General features: G+C 68.2%; 16 protein-coding genes. 10 read left to right on the top strand and 6 right to left on the bottom strand.

The features are described from left to right. Positions 1–12 precede the first annotated feature (12 nt). The 3 genes from ccsB to M5C96_RS04795 all read right to left on the bottom strand — a co-directional run bounded on the left by ccsB (position 13) and on the right by M5C96_RS04795 (position 4,321). Positions 13–1,383 (bottom strand): c-type cytochrome biogenesis protein CcsB, encoded by a 1,371-nt coding sequence (gene ccsB / locus M5C96_RS04805; protein WP_272567542.1) that lies wholly within the window; start codon positions 1,381–1,383, stop codon positions 13–15. Continuing rightward, positions 1,380–3,554 (bottom strand): cytochrome c biogenesis protein ResB, encoded by a 2,175-nt coding sequence (locus tag M5C96_RS04800; RefSeq protein ID WP_272567541.1) that lies wholly within the window; start codon positions 3,552–3,554, stop codon positions 1,380–1,382. The genes ccsB and M5C96_RS04800 overlap by 4 nt, the downstream gene beginning before the upstream one ends. 119 nt (positions 3,555–3,673) lie before the next feature. Beyond that, the gene (locus tag M5C96_RS04795) at positions 3,674–4,321 is read right to left on the bottom strand and encodes a c-type cytochrome (protein WP_272567540.1); all 648 of its coding nucleotides are present in this window, start codon (positions 4,319–4,321) and stop codon (positions 3,674–3,676) included. 84 nt (positions 4,322–4,405) lie between these two features. On the opposite strand from M5C96_RS04795, the gene yihA reads away from it, so the two are divergent. The 3 genes from yihA to M5C96_RS04780 all read left to right on the top strand — a co-directional run bounded on the left by yihA (position 4,406) and on the right by M5C96_RS04780 (position 7,285). Next, positions 4,406–5,146 (top strand): ribosome biogenesis GTP-binding protein YihA/YsxC, encoded by a 741-nt coding sequence (yihA, locus tag M5C96_RS04790; RefSeq protein WP_272567539.1) that lies wholly within the window; start codon positions 4,406–4,408, stop codon positions 5,144–5,146. Between the two features lie 76 nt (positions 5,147–5,222). Then, complete coding sequence (locus M5C96_RS04785; RefSeq protein ID WP_272564207.1) at positions 5,223–6,311, top strand: IS630 family transposase; 1,089 nt, start codon at positions 5,223–5,225, stop codon at positions 6,309–6,311. Positions 6,312–6,361: 50 nt separating this feature from the next. After that, a complete protein-coding gene (locus tag M5C96_RS04780; RefSeq protein WP_272567537.1) occupies positions 6,362–7,285 on the top strand; it encodes an alpha/beta fold hydrolase in 924 nt (307 codons plus the stop codon). Between the two features lie 53 nt (positions 7,286–7,338). On the opposite strand, the gene M5C96_RS04775 is transcribed toward M5C96_RS04780, so the two are convergent. Next, positions 7,339–8,211 carry a lysophospholipid acyltransferase family protein gene (locus tag M5C96_RS04775; protein ID WP_272567536.1) on the bottom strand — a complete coding sequence of 291 codons (873 nt, stop codon included), beginning with the start codon at positions 8,209–8,211 and terminating at the stop codon, positions 7,339–7,341. Beyond that, positions 8,208–9,059 (bottom strand): lysophospholipid acyltransferase family protein, encoded by an 852-nt coding sequence (locus M5C96_RS04770; protein WP_272567534.1) that lies wholly within the window; start codon positions 9,057–9,059, stop codon positions 8,208–8,210. Before M5C96_RS04770 ends, M5C96_RS04775 begins: the two co-directional genes overlap by 4 nt. A 131-nt stretch (positions 9,060–9,190) precedes the next feature. Between M5C96_RS04770 and metK the strand changes: the two genes are divergently transcribed. From metK to M5C96_RS04755, 3 genes are all read left to right on the top strand, one after another. Continuing rightward, a complete protein-coding gene (metK, locus tag M5C96_RS04765) occupies positions 9,191–10,372 on the top strand; it encodes a methionine adenosyltransferase (protein ID WP_272567533.1) in 1,182 nt (393 codons plus the stop codon). A 326-nt stretch (positions 10,373–10,698) separates the two neighbouring features. Beyond that, positions 10,699–10,884 (top strand): DUF1328 family protein, encoded by a 186-nt coding sequence (locus M5C96_RS04760; protein ID WP_272567532.1) that lies wholly within the window; start codon positions 10,699–10,701, stop codon positions 10,882–10,884. Between the two features lie 12 nt (positions 10,885–10,896). Continuing rightward, positions 10,897–11,343 carry a hemerythrin domain-containing protein gene (locus M5C96_RS04755; RefSeq protein WP_272567531.1) on the top strand — a complete coding sequence of 149 codons (447 nt, stop codon included), beginning with the start codon at positions 10,897–10,899 and terminating at the stop codon, positions 11,341–11,343. 50 nt (positions 11,344–11,393) lie between these two features. Here the strand turns inward: M5C96_RS04755 and M5C96_RS04750 are convergent, their stop codons facing one another. Further along, positions 11,394–12,074: an NUDIX hydrolase gene (locus M5C96_RS04750; protein WP_272567530.1), complete on the bottom strand. Its 681-nt coding sequence runs from the start codon at positions 12,072–12,074 to the stop codon at positions 11,394–11,396. Between the two features lie 179 nt (positions 12,075–12,253). Here M5C96_RS04750 and M5C96_RS04745 point away from each other — a divergent pair, with 179 nt between their 5' ends. From M5C96_RS04745 to M5C96_RS04730, 4 genes are all read left to right on the top strand, one after another. Beyond that, entirely contained in the window at positions 12,254–13,177 is a 924-nt protein-coding gene (locus tag M5C96_RS04745) for a cysteine hydrolase (protein ID WP_272567529.1), read from the top strand. A 46-nt stretch (positions 13,178–13,223) separates the two neighbouring features. Then, positions 13,224–14,414 (top strand): nicotinate phosphoribosyltransferase, encoded by a 1,191-nt coding sequence (pncB, locus tag M5C96_RS04740; protein WP_272567528.1) that lies wholly within the window; start codon positions 13,224–13,226, stop codon positions 14,412–14,414. Between the two features lie 74 nt (positions 14,415–14,488). Continuing rightward, entirely contained in the window at positions 14,489–16,192 is a 1,704-nt protein-coding gene (locus M5C96_RS04735) for an NAD+ synthase (RefSeq protein ID WP_272567527.1), read from the top strand. 232 nt (positions 16,193–16,424) lie between these two features. After that, entirely contained in the window at positions 16,425–17,471 is a 1,047-nt protein-coding gene (locus tag M5C96_RS04730; protein WP_272567526.1) for a bifunctional nicotinamide-nucleotide adenylyltransferase/Nudix hydroxylase, read from the top strand. Positions 17,472–17,514: the final 43 nt, after the last annotated feature.

Here is a 17,514-nt window from a genome sequence, read left to right as displayed (position 1 = left end):
ATTCATTGTGGGCTACAACGTTCCGTAGCTGTGCAGCCCCGACAGCCACATGTTCACGCCCAGGAAGGCGAACGTGGTCACGCCCAGCCCCACCAGCGCCCACCAGGCGGACACGGTGCCGCGCAGTCCCTTCATCAGGCGCATGTGCAGCCAGGCCGCGTAGTTGAGCCACACGATCAGCGCCCAGGTCTCCTTGGGGTCCCAGCTCCAGTAGCCGCCCCAGGCCTCGGCCGCCCAGAGCGCGCCCAGCACCGTGGCGATGGTGAAGAAGGCGAAGCCCACGGCGATGGCCTTGTACATGACATCGTCCAGCACCTCGAAGGACGGCAGCCGGGCCGCGATGCGCCGGCGCCCGAGCAGGATGCCCGCCACGATGAACGCCGACACGCCGAAATACACCATCCAGTAGCCGCCGCCGTTCTCGGTGGCGCCCTGGCGGAACACGATGGGCTCGAAGCACAGCACCACGCCCAGCAGCCACAGGGGCGCGAGCTTGTACCAGCGCGTCTCGCCGGCCTGCTGCTTGATGAGGTAGGCGAACGCCACCATGGCCGACAGCGCGAAGGTGCCGTAGCCGATGAAGTTGGCGGGCACGTGCAGCTTCATCCACCAGCTCTTCAGGGCCGGCACCAGGGGCTGGATCTCGTGCGCCTCGCGCACCACGGTGTACCAGAGCAGAAAGCCCACGGCGGCGCTGACCACCAGCATGACGAAGCCGCCCAGCGCGCGGGTCTCGTACTGCGCCTCGTAATAGAGGTAGAAGGCTGCGGTCATCCAGCAAAACAGCACGAACACCTCGTACAGGTTGCTGACCGGGATGTGGCCCACGTCGGCGCCGATGAGGTAGCTCTCGTACCAGCGCACCAGCGTGCCGATGAGCGCCATGCCGATGCCCACCCACGCCAGGCGCGAGCCCAGCAGCGACAGGGTGCGGCCCTCGCCGCGCGAGAACATGCCGATCCAGTAGAACGCCGTGCTCATGAAGAACAGCATGCTCATCCACAGGATGGCGGACTGGCTGGACAGGAAATACTTGAGGCCGAACACCGTGTCGGCGCGCGCCAGGCTGCCGGCGCCGTCTTGCTGGTACAGGCCGATGGCCGCCAGGGCGAAAGCGGCCACCACCACCATCAGCACCCGCAGCGGCCGCCAGAACCAGCCCAGCCACACGGTGCAGGGAATGGCGCCGAGCAGGATGCCTTTTTCGTAAACATCCATGAACGCGCCGTAGCGTTGCAGCGCGAACAGCCCGCCCGCCGCGACCAGCGCCGCGAAGACCCAGTCGAAGGCATTGCGCCGGGCCAGGAACCCCTCGTTCAGGGTGATGGTGCGATCGGCGCGATTCGTGCGATCGCGGGCAGCGTCCGTGGCGGCGGTGTTCATGCGGTGTCTCCGTGGGGCCGCGCCCCGATGAGTTTGTCGGTGAGCCGGGCGAACTCGCGGTCGCCGTCCAGGGTCTTGCGGTTGCTCGACAGCGCCATGGTGGCCTGGGCGCCCCCGTCCTTGGGCACCAGCCACACCCACAGGCGCCGTTCACGCACGTAGAGCATCGAAAACACGCCGATGATCAGCAGCGCGCAGCCAAGGTACACGATGTTCTTGCCCGGCGCGCGTGCCACCTGGAAGACGCTGGCCTGCACCTGGGTGAAGTCCTTGAGCTCGAACGCCAGGGGCACGGGGTAGGCCTGCGCGTCGCTGAGCGACAGCACCGCCTGCGTCATGAACGCCTGGGTGGCATCGCTCTGCGCCAGGGGTTTCAGGCCCGCGCGCTCGCGGGTCAGCTGGGCCAGCTCGAACAGCGCGCCGTTCAGGATGCGGATCAGCACCTCGCCCGCACGCTCGCGTTCGGCCGGCGGCACGTTGGCCTCCATGAAGTCCGAGATCGCCTGCAGACCGCCGCGGCCCGGCGCACCGCCCTTGCCGGTGGTGGCGCCTGCCGCGCCGGCGTCCGCCCCGGCAAAGAGCGACAGGGCGCGCACGGTCGATTGCGCCAGCTGCTCGGCCAGCTCGGGGCGCGCGGGGTCCACCGCCTTGGCCACGTAGCGGCGCACCGCCTGCTCGCGCAGCGCCGGATCGGCCAGTGCCACGCGCATGCGCACGAAGCCCTGCATGCTGCCCTGGTCGTCCACCGGAATGCGCAGGAAGCGAAACGGCTCGGACGGCGTGTCGCGCACGCCAAGCAGGAAGGCGGGCTGCCCGTCGCCCGCGTCCAGCGGCAGCATGTAGTTGTGGAATTCGCGCGCCTGGCCCGCCGCGTCGCGCAGCTTGTAGCTCACGCTGGGGCCGATGTTGCGCAGCTCCTTGCGGGTCACCGTCTTGTTGCCCGCGCCCAGGCGCGCCTCGATGGCCTGGCGCAGATCCACCTTGCGCACGTCCGCGCCGGAGGTGACGGCGCCGGTGTCGGTGAAGTTCTCGACGTTGATGGTGCGCAGCGCGGTGAACTCCAGCGTGAACGGCTGGCCCGCGGCGCTGGCGGTGAGCGGCGTGGAGCTGCCCACCACGCCCTCCACGTCGAAGGGCGCTATGCCGGGCGCGAGCGGCACCGCGCGCAGTTGCAGGCGCGAGCCACCGTCGTCGAAGCTCGACTGGTAGATCTCGATGCCGCGGTAGCTCGCCGGGTGGTTCACCTCCACGCGCGCGGGCGTGGCCTCGCCCGTGGCCTTGTCGTGGATGACGATCTCGCTCGCGAAGAGCTTGGGCATGCCGGTGGAGTAGTGCTCGACGATGAACTTCTTGAGCTCGATGGCGAAGGGCAACTCCTGCAGCAGCACGCCGTCGGACTGGTTCAGGATGGCGGTGCTCGACTGCGTGCCCTCGGCCACCAGCAGGTTCCCGCGGAAGGTCGGGTTGCGCTCGGACAGGCGGTGCTCGGGCCGGACCTCGGAGATCAATCCGCCGCCGTTGTACGGCGTCTTGCCGCCCAGCCACATCTGCGCGCGCACGACCAGATCGCCGTCCAGCAGGCCGCCCACGCACACCAGCACGATGGCGCTGTGCGCCGCGATGTAGCCGATCTTGTTGGCCGCACCCGCCTTGGCCGCCACCATCCAGCCCGTTCCGGGCCCGGCCGGCGTGGTGCGCTGCTGCAGCCGCACCTTCCAGCCGCCGCCGGCCAGCATGTCGCCGATGCGGCGCGCCGCGGCCTCGGGGGTTTCGCCGGGCAGCGGCCCTTTGGCCCGCAGCCCGAAGGCCTCCAGGCTTTGCTCGCGCACGTTTTCCTTGTAGTTGCGCACATCGGCCAGGTAGCGCGGGCCATTGCGCGCGATGCACAGCGAGGTGCTCGCCACCAGGAACGCCAGGATCAGCAGGAACCACCACGCGCTGTATACCGCGTTGAGCTTGAGCGCCATGAACAGCTCGGCCCAGAACGGCCCGAACTGGTTCACGTAGTTGGCGGCGGGCTCGTGCTGCTTGAGCACCGTGCCGATCACCGAGGCGATGCAGATCACCGTCAGCAGCGAGATGGCGAAGCGCATGGACGACAGCAGTTCCACCGCCGCGCGCATGGCCTGCGAGCGGGTGTGGATGCGGATGCCGTGGGTGGTTTCAGACATGGACGAAAGACAAAAGGGCGGGCCATCCGTTCAGATGGACCCGCCCGTCTTGGGTGTGATTATCGGCGGTTGGTTCAGGGGCGCGGCACGGTGGCCGGCCCGGGGGATTGATCCCGAAGTCAACGCAGGCCAGCGATGTAGTCGGCGACGGCCTTGATCTCCCGGTCGTTGAGCTTGGCGGCGACCTGCGTCATCTGCAGGCTGTTGCTGCGCACGCCGTCGCGGAAGGCGACGAGTTGCGCGGCGGTGTAGTCGGCGTGCTGGCCCGACAGGCGGGGGTACTGCACCGGAATGCCCGCGCCGTTGGGGCTGTGGCAGCCGGCGCAGGCGGCGATGTTGCGGTCGGCGATGCCGCCGCGGTAGATGCGCTCGCCCAGGGCGACGAGTTCCTTGTCCTTGGCGAAGCCCGGCTTGGCCTGCTTGGACGCCACCCACCAGGCGATGTTGCGCATGTCGTCATCGGACAGGGCCGAGGCGAAGCCCTTCATGACGGGGTTGTTGCGCTTGCCGGACTTGAACTCCTGCAACTGCTTGACGAGGTATTCGGGGTGCTGCTGGGCCAGCTTGGGGTTGATGGCGATGGCGGAGTTGCCATCGGCCGCGTGGCAGGCCACGCACACGGCCGTGAAGGTGGCCTCTCCCTTGGCCAGGTCCGGCTTGGCGGGTTTTTGCGCCGCGGCGGCGGGGGCGGCCGCCTGAGAAAAAGCCGGGAAAGCAGCAACTGCCAGCACGGCAGCCATCAGCATGGGAGCAAGCAATTTCTTCATATCGAGGGTTCTTGTGTTATGGGCGCAAAACGGCGCGATTCTACAATGCGACCCCCTGGCCCTCTATCCTTGGTAACCCCCGTTATGACGACTACATCACATGCGCCAGTTGCTGGCTCCCTCCCGCCCGCACCGGACGCCAAAGTCGCCATGGGGTGGATGCACACCACGCGGTTCCTGACGACGGCGGCGCAACTGCACCACCTGCCCCCCATCGAGGTGCCCGAGATCGCCTTCGTCGGCCGCTCCAATGCCGGCAAGTCCACCTGCATCAACACGCTCACGCAGCAAAAGCAACTGGCCTTCGCCTCCAAGAAGCCCGGTCGCACGCAGCACATCAATCTGTTCTCGCTGGGCAAGCAGGGCGTGACCGACGCCGTGCTGGCCGACCTGCCCGGCTACGGCTACGCCGCCGTGTCGCGCTCGGACAAGATCCGCTGGCAGCAGGTGATGCTGAGCTACCTGGTCACCCGCCAGAGCCTGACCGGCATCGTGCTGCTGTGCGATCCGCGCCTGGGCCTGACCGAGCTGGACGAGGCACTGCTGGAGGCCGTGCGCCACCGCGTCGAGGCGGGCCTGAAGTTCCTGGTGCTGCTCACCAAGGCCGACAAGCTCACCCGCGCCGAGCAGGCCAAGGCGCTGTCCATCACGCGACTGCAGGCCGGCGGCGGCGAGGTCAAGATGTTCTCGGCCCTCAAGAAGCAAGGGGTGGACGAGGTGGCGCAACTGCTGTGGCAGTGGTCGCACCCGGTAGCCGGCCCGTCGCCCGAGGCGCAGGACGGCACCGAAGAGGCACCCCTGGACGAGGATTCGGAAGACAACTAGTGGTGTGCACCAGAGATTCGCATGAACTTCTATGATGTGTTTCTGGCGGCTGTTTTTTGCAGCCCGGGAGCACATCATGGCCCGACCGCATGCCGTTGCTATCGAGTTGAGCGAAGCCGACCGAGCTGTGTTGCTCGGTTGGTCACGCCGTCGCAAGACCGCCCAGGCCTTGGCGCTGCGAGCACGCATCGTGCTGGCCTGTGCCGATTCAGCAGCGACCAACACGGCGATTGCCGAAGCCATGGGTTTGAGCCTGATGACGGTGTCGAAGTGGCGTCGGCGCTTTGCCCAGCATGGCATTGCCGGCCTCGACGATGCACCCCGCTCAGGCGCTCCGCGCACGATCCTGGACGAGCAGGTCGAGGCCGTGATCACCACGACGCTGGAGACCGTGCCAGAGAATGCCACCCATTGGTCCACCCGTACGCTCGCCGCTCATCTGGGACTGAGCCAGACCACCATCTCGCGCATCTGGCGTGCCTTTGCATTGGCGCCGCATCGCACCGAAGGCTTCAAGCTCTCCACCGACCCGTACTTCGTCGACAAGGTGCGTGACATCGTGGGGTTGTACTTGCATCCACCCGAGCGCGCTCTGGTGCTGTGCGTGGACGAGAAGCCCTCCATCCAGGCCCACAGTGATACCGCTCCGGCCATACCCATGCAACCGGGCCAGCCGGAGCGCCACACGCATGACTACCTGAGACACGGCACGACAGACCTCTTTGCCGCCCTCGATGTCAAGGCCGGCACGGTCATCGCCGAGGTCCACCGACGTCATCGCAGCGTGGAGTTCCGTCACTTCCTGCAGACCGTCGAACGTGCCACGCCCGCGGAGTTCGAACTGCATCTCGTGCTCGACAATGCCAGCACCCACAAGAGCCCGATCATCCAGCGCTGGCTGCTCAGGCATACGCGTGTGCACCTGCACTTTACGCCCACCTCGGCCTCTTGGATCAACCTGGTGGAATGCTGGTTCTCGATCCTCACGGCGCGTCGGCTCAAGCGCGGGAGATTCCCCTCGACCCGCGCCCTGGAGAACGCCATCCGCGCCTACGTGGCTACCAACAACGTCAATCCCAAGCCCTTCGTCTGGACCAAGACGGCCGATCAAATCCTTCAGTCCGTTGCAGAGTTCTGCATACGAACTTCCGGTTCACACCACTAGGCGCCCGCGCAGACAGGTCATGCGCGGGCTGCGATCCAAAGCAGAGCACCATGATCGACACCATTGCGCACGCCCTGCCCCACGGCACCACGCTGCACTGCCGCACCCGCGGCGAGCGCGGCCGCCCGGTGCTGCTGTTCCTGCACGGGTTTCCCGAAGGCGCCTTCATCTGGGATGCGCTGCTGGAGCACTTCGCCGACCCGGCCCACGGCGGCTACCGCTGCGTGGCGCCCTGGCTGCGCGGCTTCGCGCCATCGAGCGCCCCGCCGGACGTGGCCGCCTACCGCGCCAAGCACCTGGTGCAGGACATCACGGCCCTGATCGCGGCCGAATGCGGCGACTCGCAGCCCCTGGCCGCGCTGATCGCGCACGACTGGGGCGGCGCAGTGGCCTGGAACCTGGCCAACCAGCGGCCTGAGTTGATGCAGCGGCTGGTGATCGTCAATTCGCCGCATCCGGGCACGTTCCTGCGCGAGCTGCAGAACAACCCGGCCCAGCAGGCGGCCAGCCAGTACATGCACTTTCTCTGCCGGCCGGACGCCGAGGCGCTGCTTGCGGCCGACGACTTCCGGCGCCTGTTCGGCTTTTTCGACCGGGCCGACGGCACGGCGCCCGCATGGCTCACCCCCGAGGTGCGCGGCCAGTACCGCGCCACCTGGGGCGCCGGCCTGACCGGCCCGTGCAACTACTACCGCGCCAGCCCGCTGCGCCCGCCGCGCGAGGGCGATCCCGCCGCCGGCGCGCTCACCCTGCCGGATTCGATGCTCACCGTGAACGTGCCCACCCGCGTGGTCTGGGGCCTGGACGACCCGGCCCTGCTGCCGGGGCTGCTGCAGGGGCTCGCGCAATGGGTGCCTTCGCTCACCCGCACCGAGGTGCCGGGCGCCTCGCACTGGATCGTGCACGAGCAGCCGGCGGCGGTGATCCAGGCCATCACCGAAAGCCTGACGCCTGGAACGCTACAAAATCAATAGCAATACAGGCAATCAAACCGACGGCATGGCGCCGATTTGGCCACATATTGCTTTTATTTTTGGTACACCGAAGGCTCGCCGTCCGGGCGCGACTTGAAGCGCTTGTGCACCCAGTAGTACTGGCCCGGCATGGTGTCGATCCACTGCTGCAGCTCGCGGTTCATGCGGGCCGTGTCGGCTTCGGCATCCTCGGTCGGGAAGTTCTCCCAGGCCGGCATCATCTCGGCGCTGTAGCCGGTGGGGGTCAGGCGCCCCACCAGCGGCACGACCTTGGCGCGGCCCAGGCGGGCGAAGCGCGACAGCGAGGGGATCGTCGCCGCGCGCACGCCGTAGAACGGCACGAAGACCGACTCGCTCGGGCCGAAGTCCATGTCGGGCAGCAAATACAGCAGCCCGCCCTTGCGCAGCCCGCTCAGGATGGGCTTGACGCCGTCGCCCCGGTTGAGCATGCGCACGTTGCCGAAGCGCTGGCGGCCCGCGAACAGCCAGGCGTCCACGGCCGGGTCCGGGTGCGGCGTGAAGATCGAGGTGAAGGCCCGGTCGGTCTGCAGGGTGAGCGCCGTGCCCGCCGCATCCATGCCGAGGAAATGCGGCGCGAAGATGATGGTGGGCGCGTCGCCGTCCAGCTCGTGCAGCGCTCCGTGGATGGTGAGCCGCTTTTCGACCACCGCGCGCGGCGCCATCCACAGCCAGCTGCGGTCCAGCCAGGTCTGGCAAAAGCGCACGAAGGTCTCGCGGGCCCAGGCACGCCGCTGGGCGGGGGACGCATCGGGAAAGCACAGCTCCAGATTGCGCAGCGCCACCTTGCGGCGCGGCGCGGCCAGCCGATACAGCACCTGGCCGATCGACCAGCCCAGGCCGCGCAGCACCGGCAGCGGCAGGCGGGCCAGCACGCCCATCAGCCACACGTTCATGCGGCCCGTCATGCCGCGGCCCCCGCGGCGTGCGCTTCGGCCCGCGGCTGCTTGTAGCGGGCATAGCCCCACAGGTACTGGTCGGGGCTCTGACGGATGGTGCGCTCCATCGCCTGGTTGATCTGCAGCACGGCCGCGTCAAGGTCTTCGGACAGGGGCACGGACAACTCCTCGAAATGCAAGACATAGCCGCGGCCGGCGCCCAGCCGCTCGCAGCGCGCCAGCACCACGGTGGCGCCCGTCTGCTGCGCCAGCCGCGCGGCCAGGGTCATGGTGTAGGCCTCGCGGCCGAAGAACGGCGACCACACGCCCTGGCCTTGCGGCGGGACCTGGTCGGGCAGCAGGCCCACGGCCTCGCCGCGGCGCAGCGCCTTGATCATCTGGCGCACGCCCGTCAGCGCCGTGGGCACCGCGCGGATGCCGGGGCGGTTGCGCGCGGTGGCCATCACGCCGGCCAGCCAGGGCTGGCGCGCGGGGCGGTACAGGATGGTGATGGGTCCGCGCTCGGCGGCCCAGCGCTGGGCCGCGGCCTGCACCGACAGCTCGAAGCAGCCCAGGTGCGGCGTGAGAAAGACGATGCCCTTGCCCGCTTCCCAGGCCCGCTCCACCGCGGCAGCGTTCTCGATGCGGCACGGGGTCTGCTCGCGAAGCCACAGGCGGGGCAATTCGGCCGCCATGCGGCCGGCGTGGCCCACGGCCGCACGCACCTGTCCGAACGAATAGCCGGCCCGCGCCGCGTTCTCGCGAAAGCGCCGCCGGTAGGTGGGCGAGAGGCAAAAAACCAGCCAGCCCGCGGCCGCGCCGAGGGCATGGGCGAGCCAGAGCGGAAGCCGCGAAAGGAAACGGAAAAGGGTTGGCATTAAAATGGCGCGGTCGCTGAGTTAAATGAGCAACTTGCAGGGCGACGTAAAACAAATCTGCTAAAGCGTTCGCCAAAGCTCCCAAGGCTGAGGGCAACGCCCAAAATGCCGGAACACAGGAGTTTATTCAAATGGCGAACGATTTCCTTTTCACCTCCGAATCCGTCTCGGAAGGCCACCCCGACAAGGTCGCCGACCAGATTTCCGACGCGATTCTCGACGCGATCTTCAAGCAGGACCCCCGCAGCCGCGTGGCGGCCGAGACCCTCACCAACACCGGGCTCGTGGTGCTGGCGGGCGAGATCACCACCAACGCGCATGTGGACTACATCCAGATCGCGCGCGACACCATCAAGCGCATCGGCTACGACAACACCGACTACGGCATCGATTACAAGGGCTGTGCGGTGCTGGTGGCCTACGACAAGCAGAGCAACGACATCGCCCAGGGCGTGGACCAGGCGAGCGACGACCACCTGAACACCGGCGCCGGCGACCAGGGCCTGATGTTCGGCTACGCCTGCGACGAGACGCCCGAGCTGATGCCCGCGCCCATCTACTACGCCCACCGCCTGGTCGAGCGCCAGGCCCAGCTGCGCAAGGACGGGCGCCTGCCCTTCCTGCGGCCCGACGCCAAGAGCCAGGTCACGATGCGCTACGTGGACGGCAAGCCCCACAGCATCGACACCGTGGTGCTCTCCACCCAGCACCACCCCGACCAGAGCGAGACCTCCACCAAGATGAAGGCCAGCTTCACCGAAGCCATCATCGAGGAGATCATCAAGCCCGTCCTGCCCAGCGAGTGGCTTCAGGACACCAAGTACCTGATCAACCCCACCGGCCGCTTCGTCATCGGCGGCCCGCAAGGCGATTGCGGCCTGACCGGCCGCAAGATCATCGTGGATACCTACGGCGGCGCCTGCCCCCACGGCGGCGGCGCGTTCAGCGGCAAGGACCCGACGAAGGTGGACCGCTCGGCCGCCTACGCCGCGCGCTACGTGGCCAAGAACATCGTCGCCGCAGGCCTGGCGCGCCAGTGCCAGATCCAGGTGGCCTACGCCATCGGCGTGGCCCGCCCCATGAACGTGACGGTGTACACCGAAGGCACGGGCGTGATCCCGGACGACCAGATCGCCAAGCTGGTGCAGGAGCACTTCGACCTGCGCCCCAAGGGCATCATCCAGATGCTGGACCTGCTGCGCCCCATCTACGAAAAAACCGCCGCCTACGGCCACTTCGGCCGCGAAGAGCCCGAGTTCACCTGGGAGAAGACGGACAAAGCAGCGGCACTGCGTGCCGCTGCCGGGCTGTAAGCCCGCCACGCGACCAGCGTGGTTGGGCCGGGCTTCGGCAAAGGCTCGTATCGCACAGCGATGCGAAGGCCCACCGGGCCGGCCGGAGCCAAAAGACCGACAAGGCTGCGGCACTGCGGTCGGCCGCCGGGCGCTGAGCCCCTGAGGGCGCCAGGGCGGCGCCCTGCCGGCGGGCAATGCCGCCGCGCGAACGGCAGGCGCCCACCGCATCGCCCCCCTCCTACGCCCATGCCCCGCCCCGGCCGACGGGTGGGGCGCTTCCATGGCACTTATCGTCCTTGCATCCACCATCCAGTGCATGCACTGACTTTTCTAGGAGCTCTGCCATGCTGAAGTACGCCATCGTTTTCGCCATCATTTCCCTCATCGCCGGCGCGCTGGGGTTCACCGGGGTCGCCGCGGGCGCTGCCGGCATCGCGAAGATCCTGTTCTTCATCTTCCTGGTGATCGCCGTGGTGTTCGTCGTGCTGGCCGTGCTGGGCATCGGCGCGGCGCGCAAGGCCCTCAAGTAAGGGGCACCGCGCATGAACATCTTCGAAGCCCTGCGCGAAAGCCACGAGCGGCAGCGCGACATGGTCCGCCAGGTGGAGGCCACCAGCGGAGACACCCCGGAACGGCACGAGCGGTTCATCGAGCTCAAGCGCGAACTGGCGGCCCATGAACTGGCGGAAGACCGCCACTTCTACCGACCGCTCATGGAGCACGATGCCGGCATCGACCTGTCGCGCCACGCCATCGCGGAGCACCATGCCCTGGACGAACTGGTCGAAGACCTGGAGGCGGCCGACCCCGGCAGCTCCGCCTGGCTGGCAGTGGCCAAAAAGCTGGGCGAGAAGGTGCGGCACCATCTGGAGGAAGAGGAACACCGGTTCTTCCAGATGGCCGGCAAGCTGCTGACCGAAAAGCAGAAGACCGAGTTGGCGCAGCAGTACTTGCAAACCTACGACGAAGCCAAGGCGGTCGCCGCCTGAGATGCGGCTTGCTCCGTTCCCCACAAGCCCCGAAAGGGGCTTTTTTCTGTTCAGAGCGCGCGGGACGACAGCGCCAGGGCCTTTCGGAACGCGGGGCGCAGGCGGTACATCTGCGCGGGCCGGTGGGCACCGCCCTGCACCAGGCCGGGCACGGGTTCGAGCATGTCCAGCTCGTCCATCTTGCGGCGAAAGCTCACCTTGTTGAGCGGCTCGCCCAGCACCGCCTCGTACACCGCCTGCAGCTGCGGCAGGGTGAACGCGTCGCCGCACAGGTGCACGGGCAGCGAGGAATACAGGCTCTTGCTGCGCACGCGCGCCAGCGCCGCATCCACCATGGCGCGGTGGTCGAACGGCAGGGGCGGCAAGGCATCGACCGGCACCAGCTTCACGCCCTGCCGGGGCGGGATGCCCTGGAGCGCCTCGCCAGGCACCAGCGCGCAATACGCCACCGCCAGCGACCAGCCCCGCGGATCGCGCGCCAGGCCCGAGAACGTGGCGAGCTGCTCCAGGTAAGGGCTTTGCAGGCCGGCCTTCTCGCGCAGCACGCGCGCGGCGCTGGCCTGGGCATCGACATCGTCCTGCGCGTGGATGTAGCCCCCCGGCAAAGCCCACGCGCCGGCATAGGGGGCCTTGTCACGGCGCACGAGCAGCACGTGCAGGGTGCCGTCCTGCAGCGTGAGCAGCACGGTATCCACGGTGCAGATGACGGCGGGCGAAACGGCAGAAGACATTGAGGGATGGGTTATGTGCAGGATTGGACGAACGAGCCTACCACTCCCGGAATGCCGATGCCACCCATCAAGCCACTTCAGCCGGCTTTTCATTTCGTGAAAATGCCTTGCGATCTACTTAGTTGCAAAGTCAAACTAACAGGAATAGACTGCACCCATCGCACCGAGGACCTTGCACCATGACCCGATCCATGAACCGCTCCATGACGACCCAGTTGCTGATGATCGACCCCCAGAACGATTTCTGCGACCTGCCCACCGATTGGCAGCCGGCGCACCCGCTCACCGGCCAGCCCATCGCCCCCGCCTTGCCCGTGCCCGGCACCCATGCCGACATGCAGCGCCTGGCCGCCTTCATCCGGCGCCATGGCCCGGCGCTGGAGGCGATCACCGTCACGCTCGACTCGCACCAGCGCTACGACGTGGCGCACCCCCCGTTCTGGCACCAGGGCGACGGCGGCGAGGTCGCCCCGTTCACGACCATCACCGCGGCGCAGGTGCGCGCCGGCGAGGTCGCCCCGTTCACGACCATCACCGCGGCGCAGGTGCGCGCCGGCGCGTTCGCCCCGCGCGATGCCGCGGCCCTGCCCCGCGTGCTGGCCTACCTGGACGCGCTGGAGTCTCAAGGGCGCTACACGCTGATGGTGTGGCCCGTGCACTGTGAGATCGGCAGCTGGGGTCACGGCGTGCATGCCGACGTGCTGGCCGCCTGCGGCGCGTGGCAGGCACAGCGCCAGCGCGCGGTGCACCCCGTGTTCAAGGGCACCAACCCCTGGACCGAGCACTACAGCGCCATCGAGGCCGAGGTGCCCAATGCCGACGACCCCTCCACGTTGATCAACACCCGGCTGCTCCACGCGCTGGGGACGGCGGACCGCCTCGTCATTGCGGGCGAGGCCGGCAGCCACTGCGTGCGCGCCACCACCGAGCACATCGTGCAGCACCTGCCCCGGCTGCAGCCGGGCTGGCGGGCCGACCGCCTCGTGCTGCTGACCGACTGCATGGCGCCCGTGGCCGGTTTCGGGGCGCAGCAGCAGGACTTTCTGGACGCCCTGCAGGCCCAGGGAGCGCAACTGGCGCGCAGCGATGAAATCCGCCTCTAGCGCATATTCCATCCCGGCATCCACTCCTAAAACAATAGCAAACGCCATGCAACCCGTCATCACCAGCCTGCTCGACACCGACCTCTACAAATTCACGATGTGGCAGGCGCTGCTGCACGGCCACCCGCAGACGCAGGCCGAATACCGCTTCGTCTGCCGCAACCGGCCGGCCTATCCGCTGGCCGAGCTGCTCGGCGAAGTGAACGCAGCGCTGGACGCGCTGTGCACGCTGCGGTTTTCCCGGGGCGAGCTGGATTACCTGGCCGGCCTGCGCTTCATCAAAAGCGACTTCGTGGACTTCCTGCGCCTGTTCCAGTTCCAGCGCGCGTTCATCGAGGCACGGGCCGAGGGCGGCGACCTGCACATCGTGGCGCGCGGCCCGCAGGTGCATGTGATGGGTTTCGAGATCTTCGTGCTGGCGATCGTGAACGAGCTGTATTTCCGCCGCTTCGATCCGGCCGCGGCGCTGGACGAGGGACGCCGCCGGCTGACGGACAAGATCGCCCACGTGCAGGCGCTCTCGGGCGAGCCCGAGCGCACGCACCCGTTCGAGATGTTCGACTTCGGGCTGCGCCGGCGCTACAGCGGCGCGTGGCAGCGCGAGGTGGTGCAAGCTTTCGCACAGCAGGCGCCGCAGTGGTTCAAGGGCACCTCCAACGTGATGCTGGCGCGCGACCTGAACCTGGTGCCCATCGGCACCATGGCGCACGAGTATTTGCAGACCTACCAGGCCCTGGGCGTGCGGCTGCGCGACTTTCAAAAGGCCGCGCTGGAGGACTGGGTGCAGGAGTACCGGGGCGACCTCGGGATCGCGCTGACCGACACGGTGGGCATGGACGCATTCCTGGCGGACTTCGACCTGTACTTCGCCAAGCTCTTCGACGGCCTGCGCCACGATTCGGGCGACCCGGTGGCCTGGGGCGAGAAGGCGCTGGCGCACTACGCCCGCCTGCGCATCGACGCGCACACCAAGCGGCTCGTGTTCTCGGACGGGCTGAACGTGGACAAGGCGCTGTCGCTGCACCGCCATTTCAGCGACCGGGTGCAACTGGGCTTCGGCATCGGTACGCAACTGACCAACGACATGGGCGTGGCGCCGCTCAACATCGTGATGAAGATCACCCACGCCAACGGCCAGCCGGTGGCCAAGCTCTCGGACAGCCCGGGCAAGACTCTGTGCGACGACGAAACCTACCTGGCCTACCTGCGGCAGGTGTTCAACGTGCCACCGCCATGAGGCGCCGCGGCACGCCGCCGCCCCGCCACCGACCCATCGCCGCTTGAAGAAGAAAGACAGAAAGGAAAGACACCATGCTCCGCATCACCCTGGCCCAGTTGAACCTCACCGTGGGCGACATCGAAGGCAACGTCGATCGCATGATCGCCGCCGCGCAGGAGGCCGCGGCCGCGCAGTCCGACCTCGTGGTGTTCTCCGAGCTGTCGCTGTGCGGCTACTACCCCGGCGACCTGCTGGAGGAGCCCGCCTTTCTCGAACGCCTGGACGCGGGCCTGGCCCGGCTGTGCGAAGCATCGGCCGGCCTGCCCGCGCTGCACTGGGTGGTCGGTATGCCGGTGCGCACGCCGGGGCCGGGCAAGCGGCTGCTGAACGCGCTGCGGGTGCTGCGGGCGGGCGAGGTGCGGCTGTCGTATGCCAAGCAGCTGCTGCCCACCTACAACGTCTTCGACGAGCGTCGCCATTTCGAGCCCGGCCCGGACGTGGCCAAGGTGCTGCGCATCGGCACCTCGCAGGTGGGGTTCATCGTGTGCGAGGACGGCTGGAACGACAGCGGCGCCGACTACCAGACCAACCCCTTCCAGCGCATGGCCGATGCCGCGCCCGACCTGGTGGTGAGCATCAACGCCAGCCCCAGCCACATCGGCAAGCGAGAGCTGCGCCACCAGGTGTTCGGCGATGCGGCACGGCGTCACGGCCTGCCCATCGTCTACGTGAACCAGGTCGGCGGGCACGACCAGCTGGTCTATGACGGCGCCTCCTTCGCGGTCGAGCCCGAGGACGGCGTGGTCTTCGAATCGCGCCGCTTCGAGGAGGACGTGTCCACCGTGCAGTTGCTGGACAACGGCCACTTCGCCCGGCTGGACGGCACCGACCTGCCGCCCGTGCCCCGCGAGGGCCTGCCCACCATGGCGTTCTACCGCCAGCAGATCGTGCTGGGCCTGAGGGACTACGCACGCCGCTGCGGGTTCACGCAGGCGGTGGTGGGCAGCTCGGGCGGCATCGACAGCGCACTCACGCTGGCGCTGGCGGCCGAAGCGCTGGGGCCGGAGAACGTGGTGGGCATCACCATGCCCTCGCGGTTTTCGTCCAGCGGCTCGGTGGACGATTCGGTGCAGCTGTGCCGCAACCTGGGCGTGGTGCTGCACACCCACCCCATCGCGGACCTGGTGGCGGGCTTTTCCGCGCAGTTCGAGGCCAGCTTCGGGCAGCCGCTGCGCGGCCTGCCGCTGGAGAACGTGCAGGCCCGCATCCGCGGCACGACGCTGATGGAGTATTCCAACGCCTTCGGGCACCTGCTGCTCACCACCGGCAACAAGTCGGAAATCTCGGTGGGCTACTGCACGCTGTACGGCGACACCAACGGCGGCCTGGGCCTGCTGGGCGACCTGTACAAGACCGAGGTGTTCGAGCTGTCGCGCCACGTGAACGAGAACGCGGGGCGCGAGATCATTCCCCAGGCCATCATCGACAAGCCGCCCTCGGCCGAACTCGCGCCCGGCCAGAAGGACGACGACAGCCTGCCGCCCTACCCCGTGCTGGACGAGATCCTCAAGCTGCTCATCGAAGGTGAGGGCCTGTCGCGCGCCGAGTACGCCAACGCACAGGACTTCGCGCGCCAGTTGCAGGCCAGCGCGGACGGCCAGGCCCTGGCGCACCGCGTGCGCATGCTGGTGGCGCGCAGCGAATACAAGCGGCGCCAGGCCCCGCCCATCGTGCGCGTGAGGGCCAAGGCCTTCGGCACCGGGCGGCAGATGCCGATCGCCGCGCGGTATGTGTGAGGCGCTGGCCTGCGCCACGGAGAGGTTTGCATCAAAAATGCCTCCAGCACAATCATTACTAGGGCATATCGCTACTATTTTTATAGCAAATCGATAAATCCGGCCGCGTAGCGACCCATGCGGAGCGGTCGGCGCATTCGCCGCGCCCGCCGCCCGTCCCGGCCCGCCCGGCTACATTCCCAGAAGCCCCGAAGGCGCCGCTCACGGCGCGGGGCGCCCAACCGGAACACACATGTACGACACCGCCATCTACATCGGCCGCTTCGAGCCCGTCCACAACGGCCACCTGGCCCTTTTGCAGTGTGCGCTGGACAGCGCCAAAAACGTGATCGTGGTCATGGGCTCGGCCTGGCAGGCCCGATCGCCCAAGAACCCGTTCACCTGGGCCGAGCGCGAAGCCATGCTGCGCAATGCCCTGCCCGAGGCCGACCGGGCCCGGCTGACCGTGCTGCCCGTGCGCGATCACTACAACGAGGCCCTGTGGGTGGCGGCGGTGTTGCGCGCCGTGTCCACGCACGTGCTGCCCGATGCGCGCATCGGCCTGGTCGGCCATTTCAAGGACGCGACCAGCAGCTACCTGGACGCCTTCCCCGGCTGGTCGCTGATCCCCATGGACCGGCAGGGCACCATCGATGCCACCGCCATCCGCGACGCGTACTTCGGCGCGGCGCCGCAGGGCGTGCTGACGGCGCTCGGCCCCCTGGCCGACCAGATGCCGGCCAGCACGCTCGAATTTCTGGACGTGTTCGCCCGGCAGCCGCACTACGCGGCGCTGCAGGAAGAGTGGCGCGTGCTGCGCAGCTACCGCGAATCGTGGGCGCAGGCGCCTTACCCGCCGGTGTTCGTCACGGTGGACGCCGTGCTGCGCTGCCAGGACCACGTGCTCGTCATCCGCCGCGCGCACGCCCCGGGCAAGGGCCAATTGGCCATGCCGGGCGGCTTCATCGAGCAGCGCGAGACGCTGTGGCAGTCGTGCCTGCGCGAACTGGCCGAAGAGACGCACTGCGACGTGCCCGACGCCACCCTGCGCCGCGCACTGCGCGCCACGGCCGTCTTCGACCACCCCGACCGCAGCCAGCGCGGGCGCACCATCACGCACGCCCACTACTTCGACCTGGGCGATGCGCCCTTCCCTGCCGTGCAGGCCGACGACGACGCCATGCAGGTGCAGTGGATACCGGTCGCGGACCTGGCGGCCATGGAAGAGGCCTTCTTCGAGGACCACTTCCACATGCTGGACCACTTCCTGAACCTGACCGGCGCGCACGGTGCCGGCTAGTGTCCTGTCCCGTTAATTCGCAGGCACGATAGCTGCATGGTTT

The organism is Acidovorax sp. GBBC 1281 (assembly GCF_028473645.1).
Classification (GTDB): Bacteria; Pseudomonadota; Gammaproteobacteria; order Burkholderiales; family Burkholderiaceae_C; genus Paracidovorax.
This window is presented reverse-complemented; position numbering and strand designations above follow the sequence as displayed.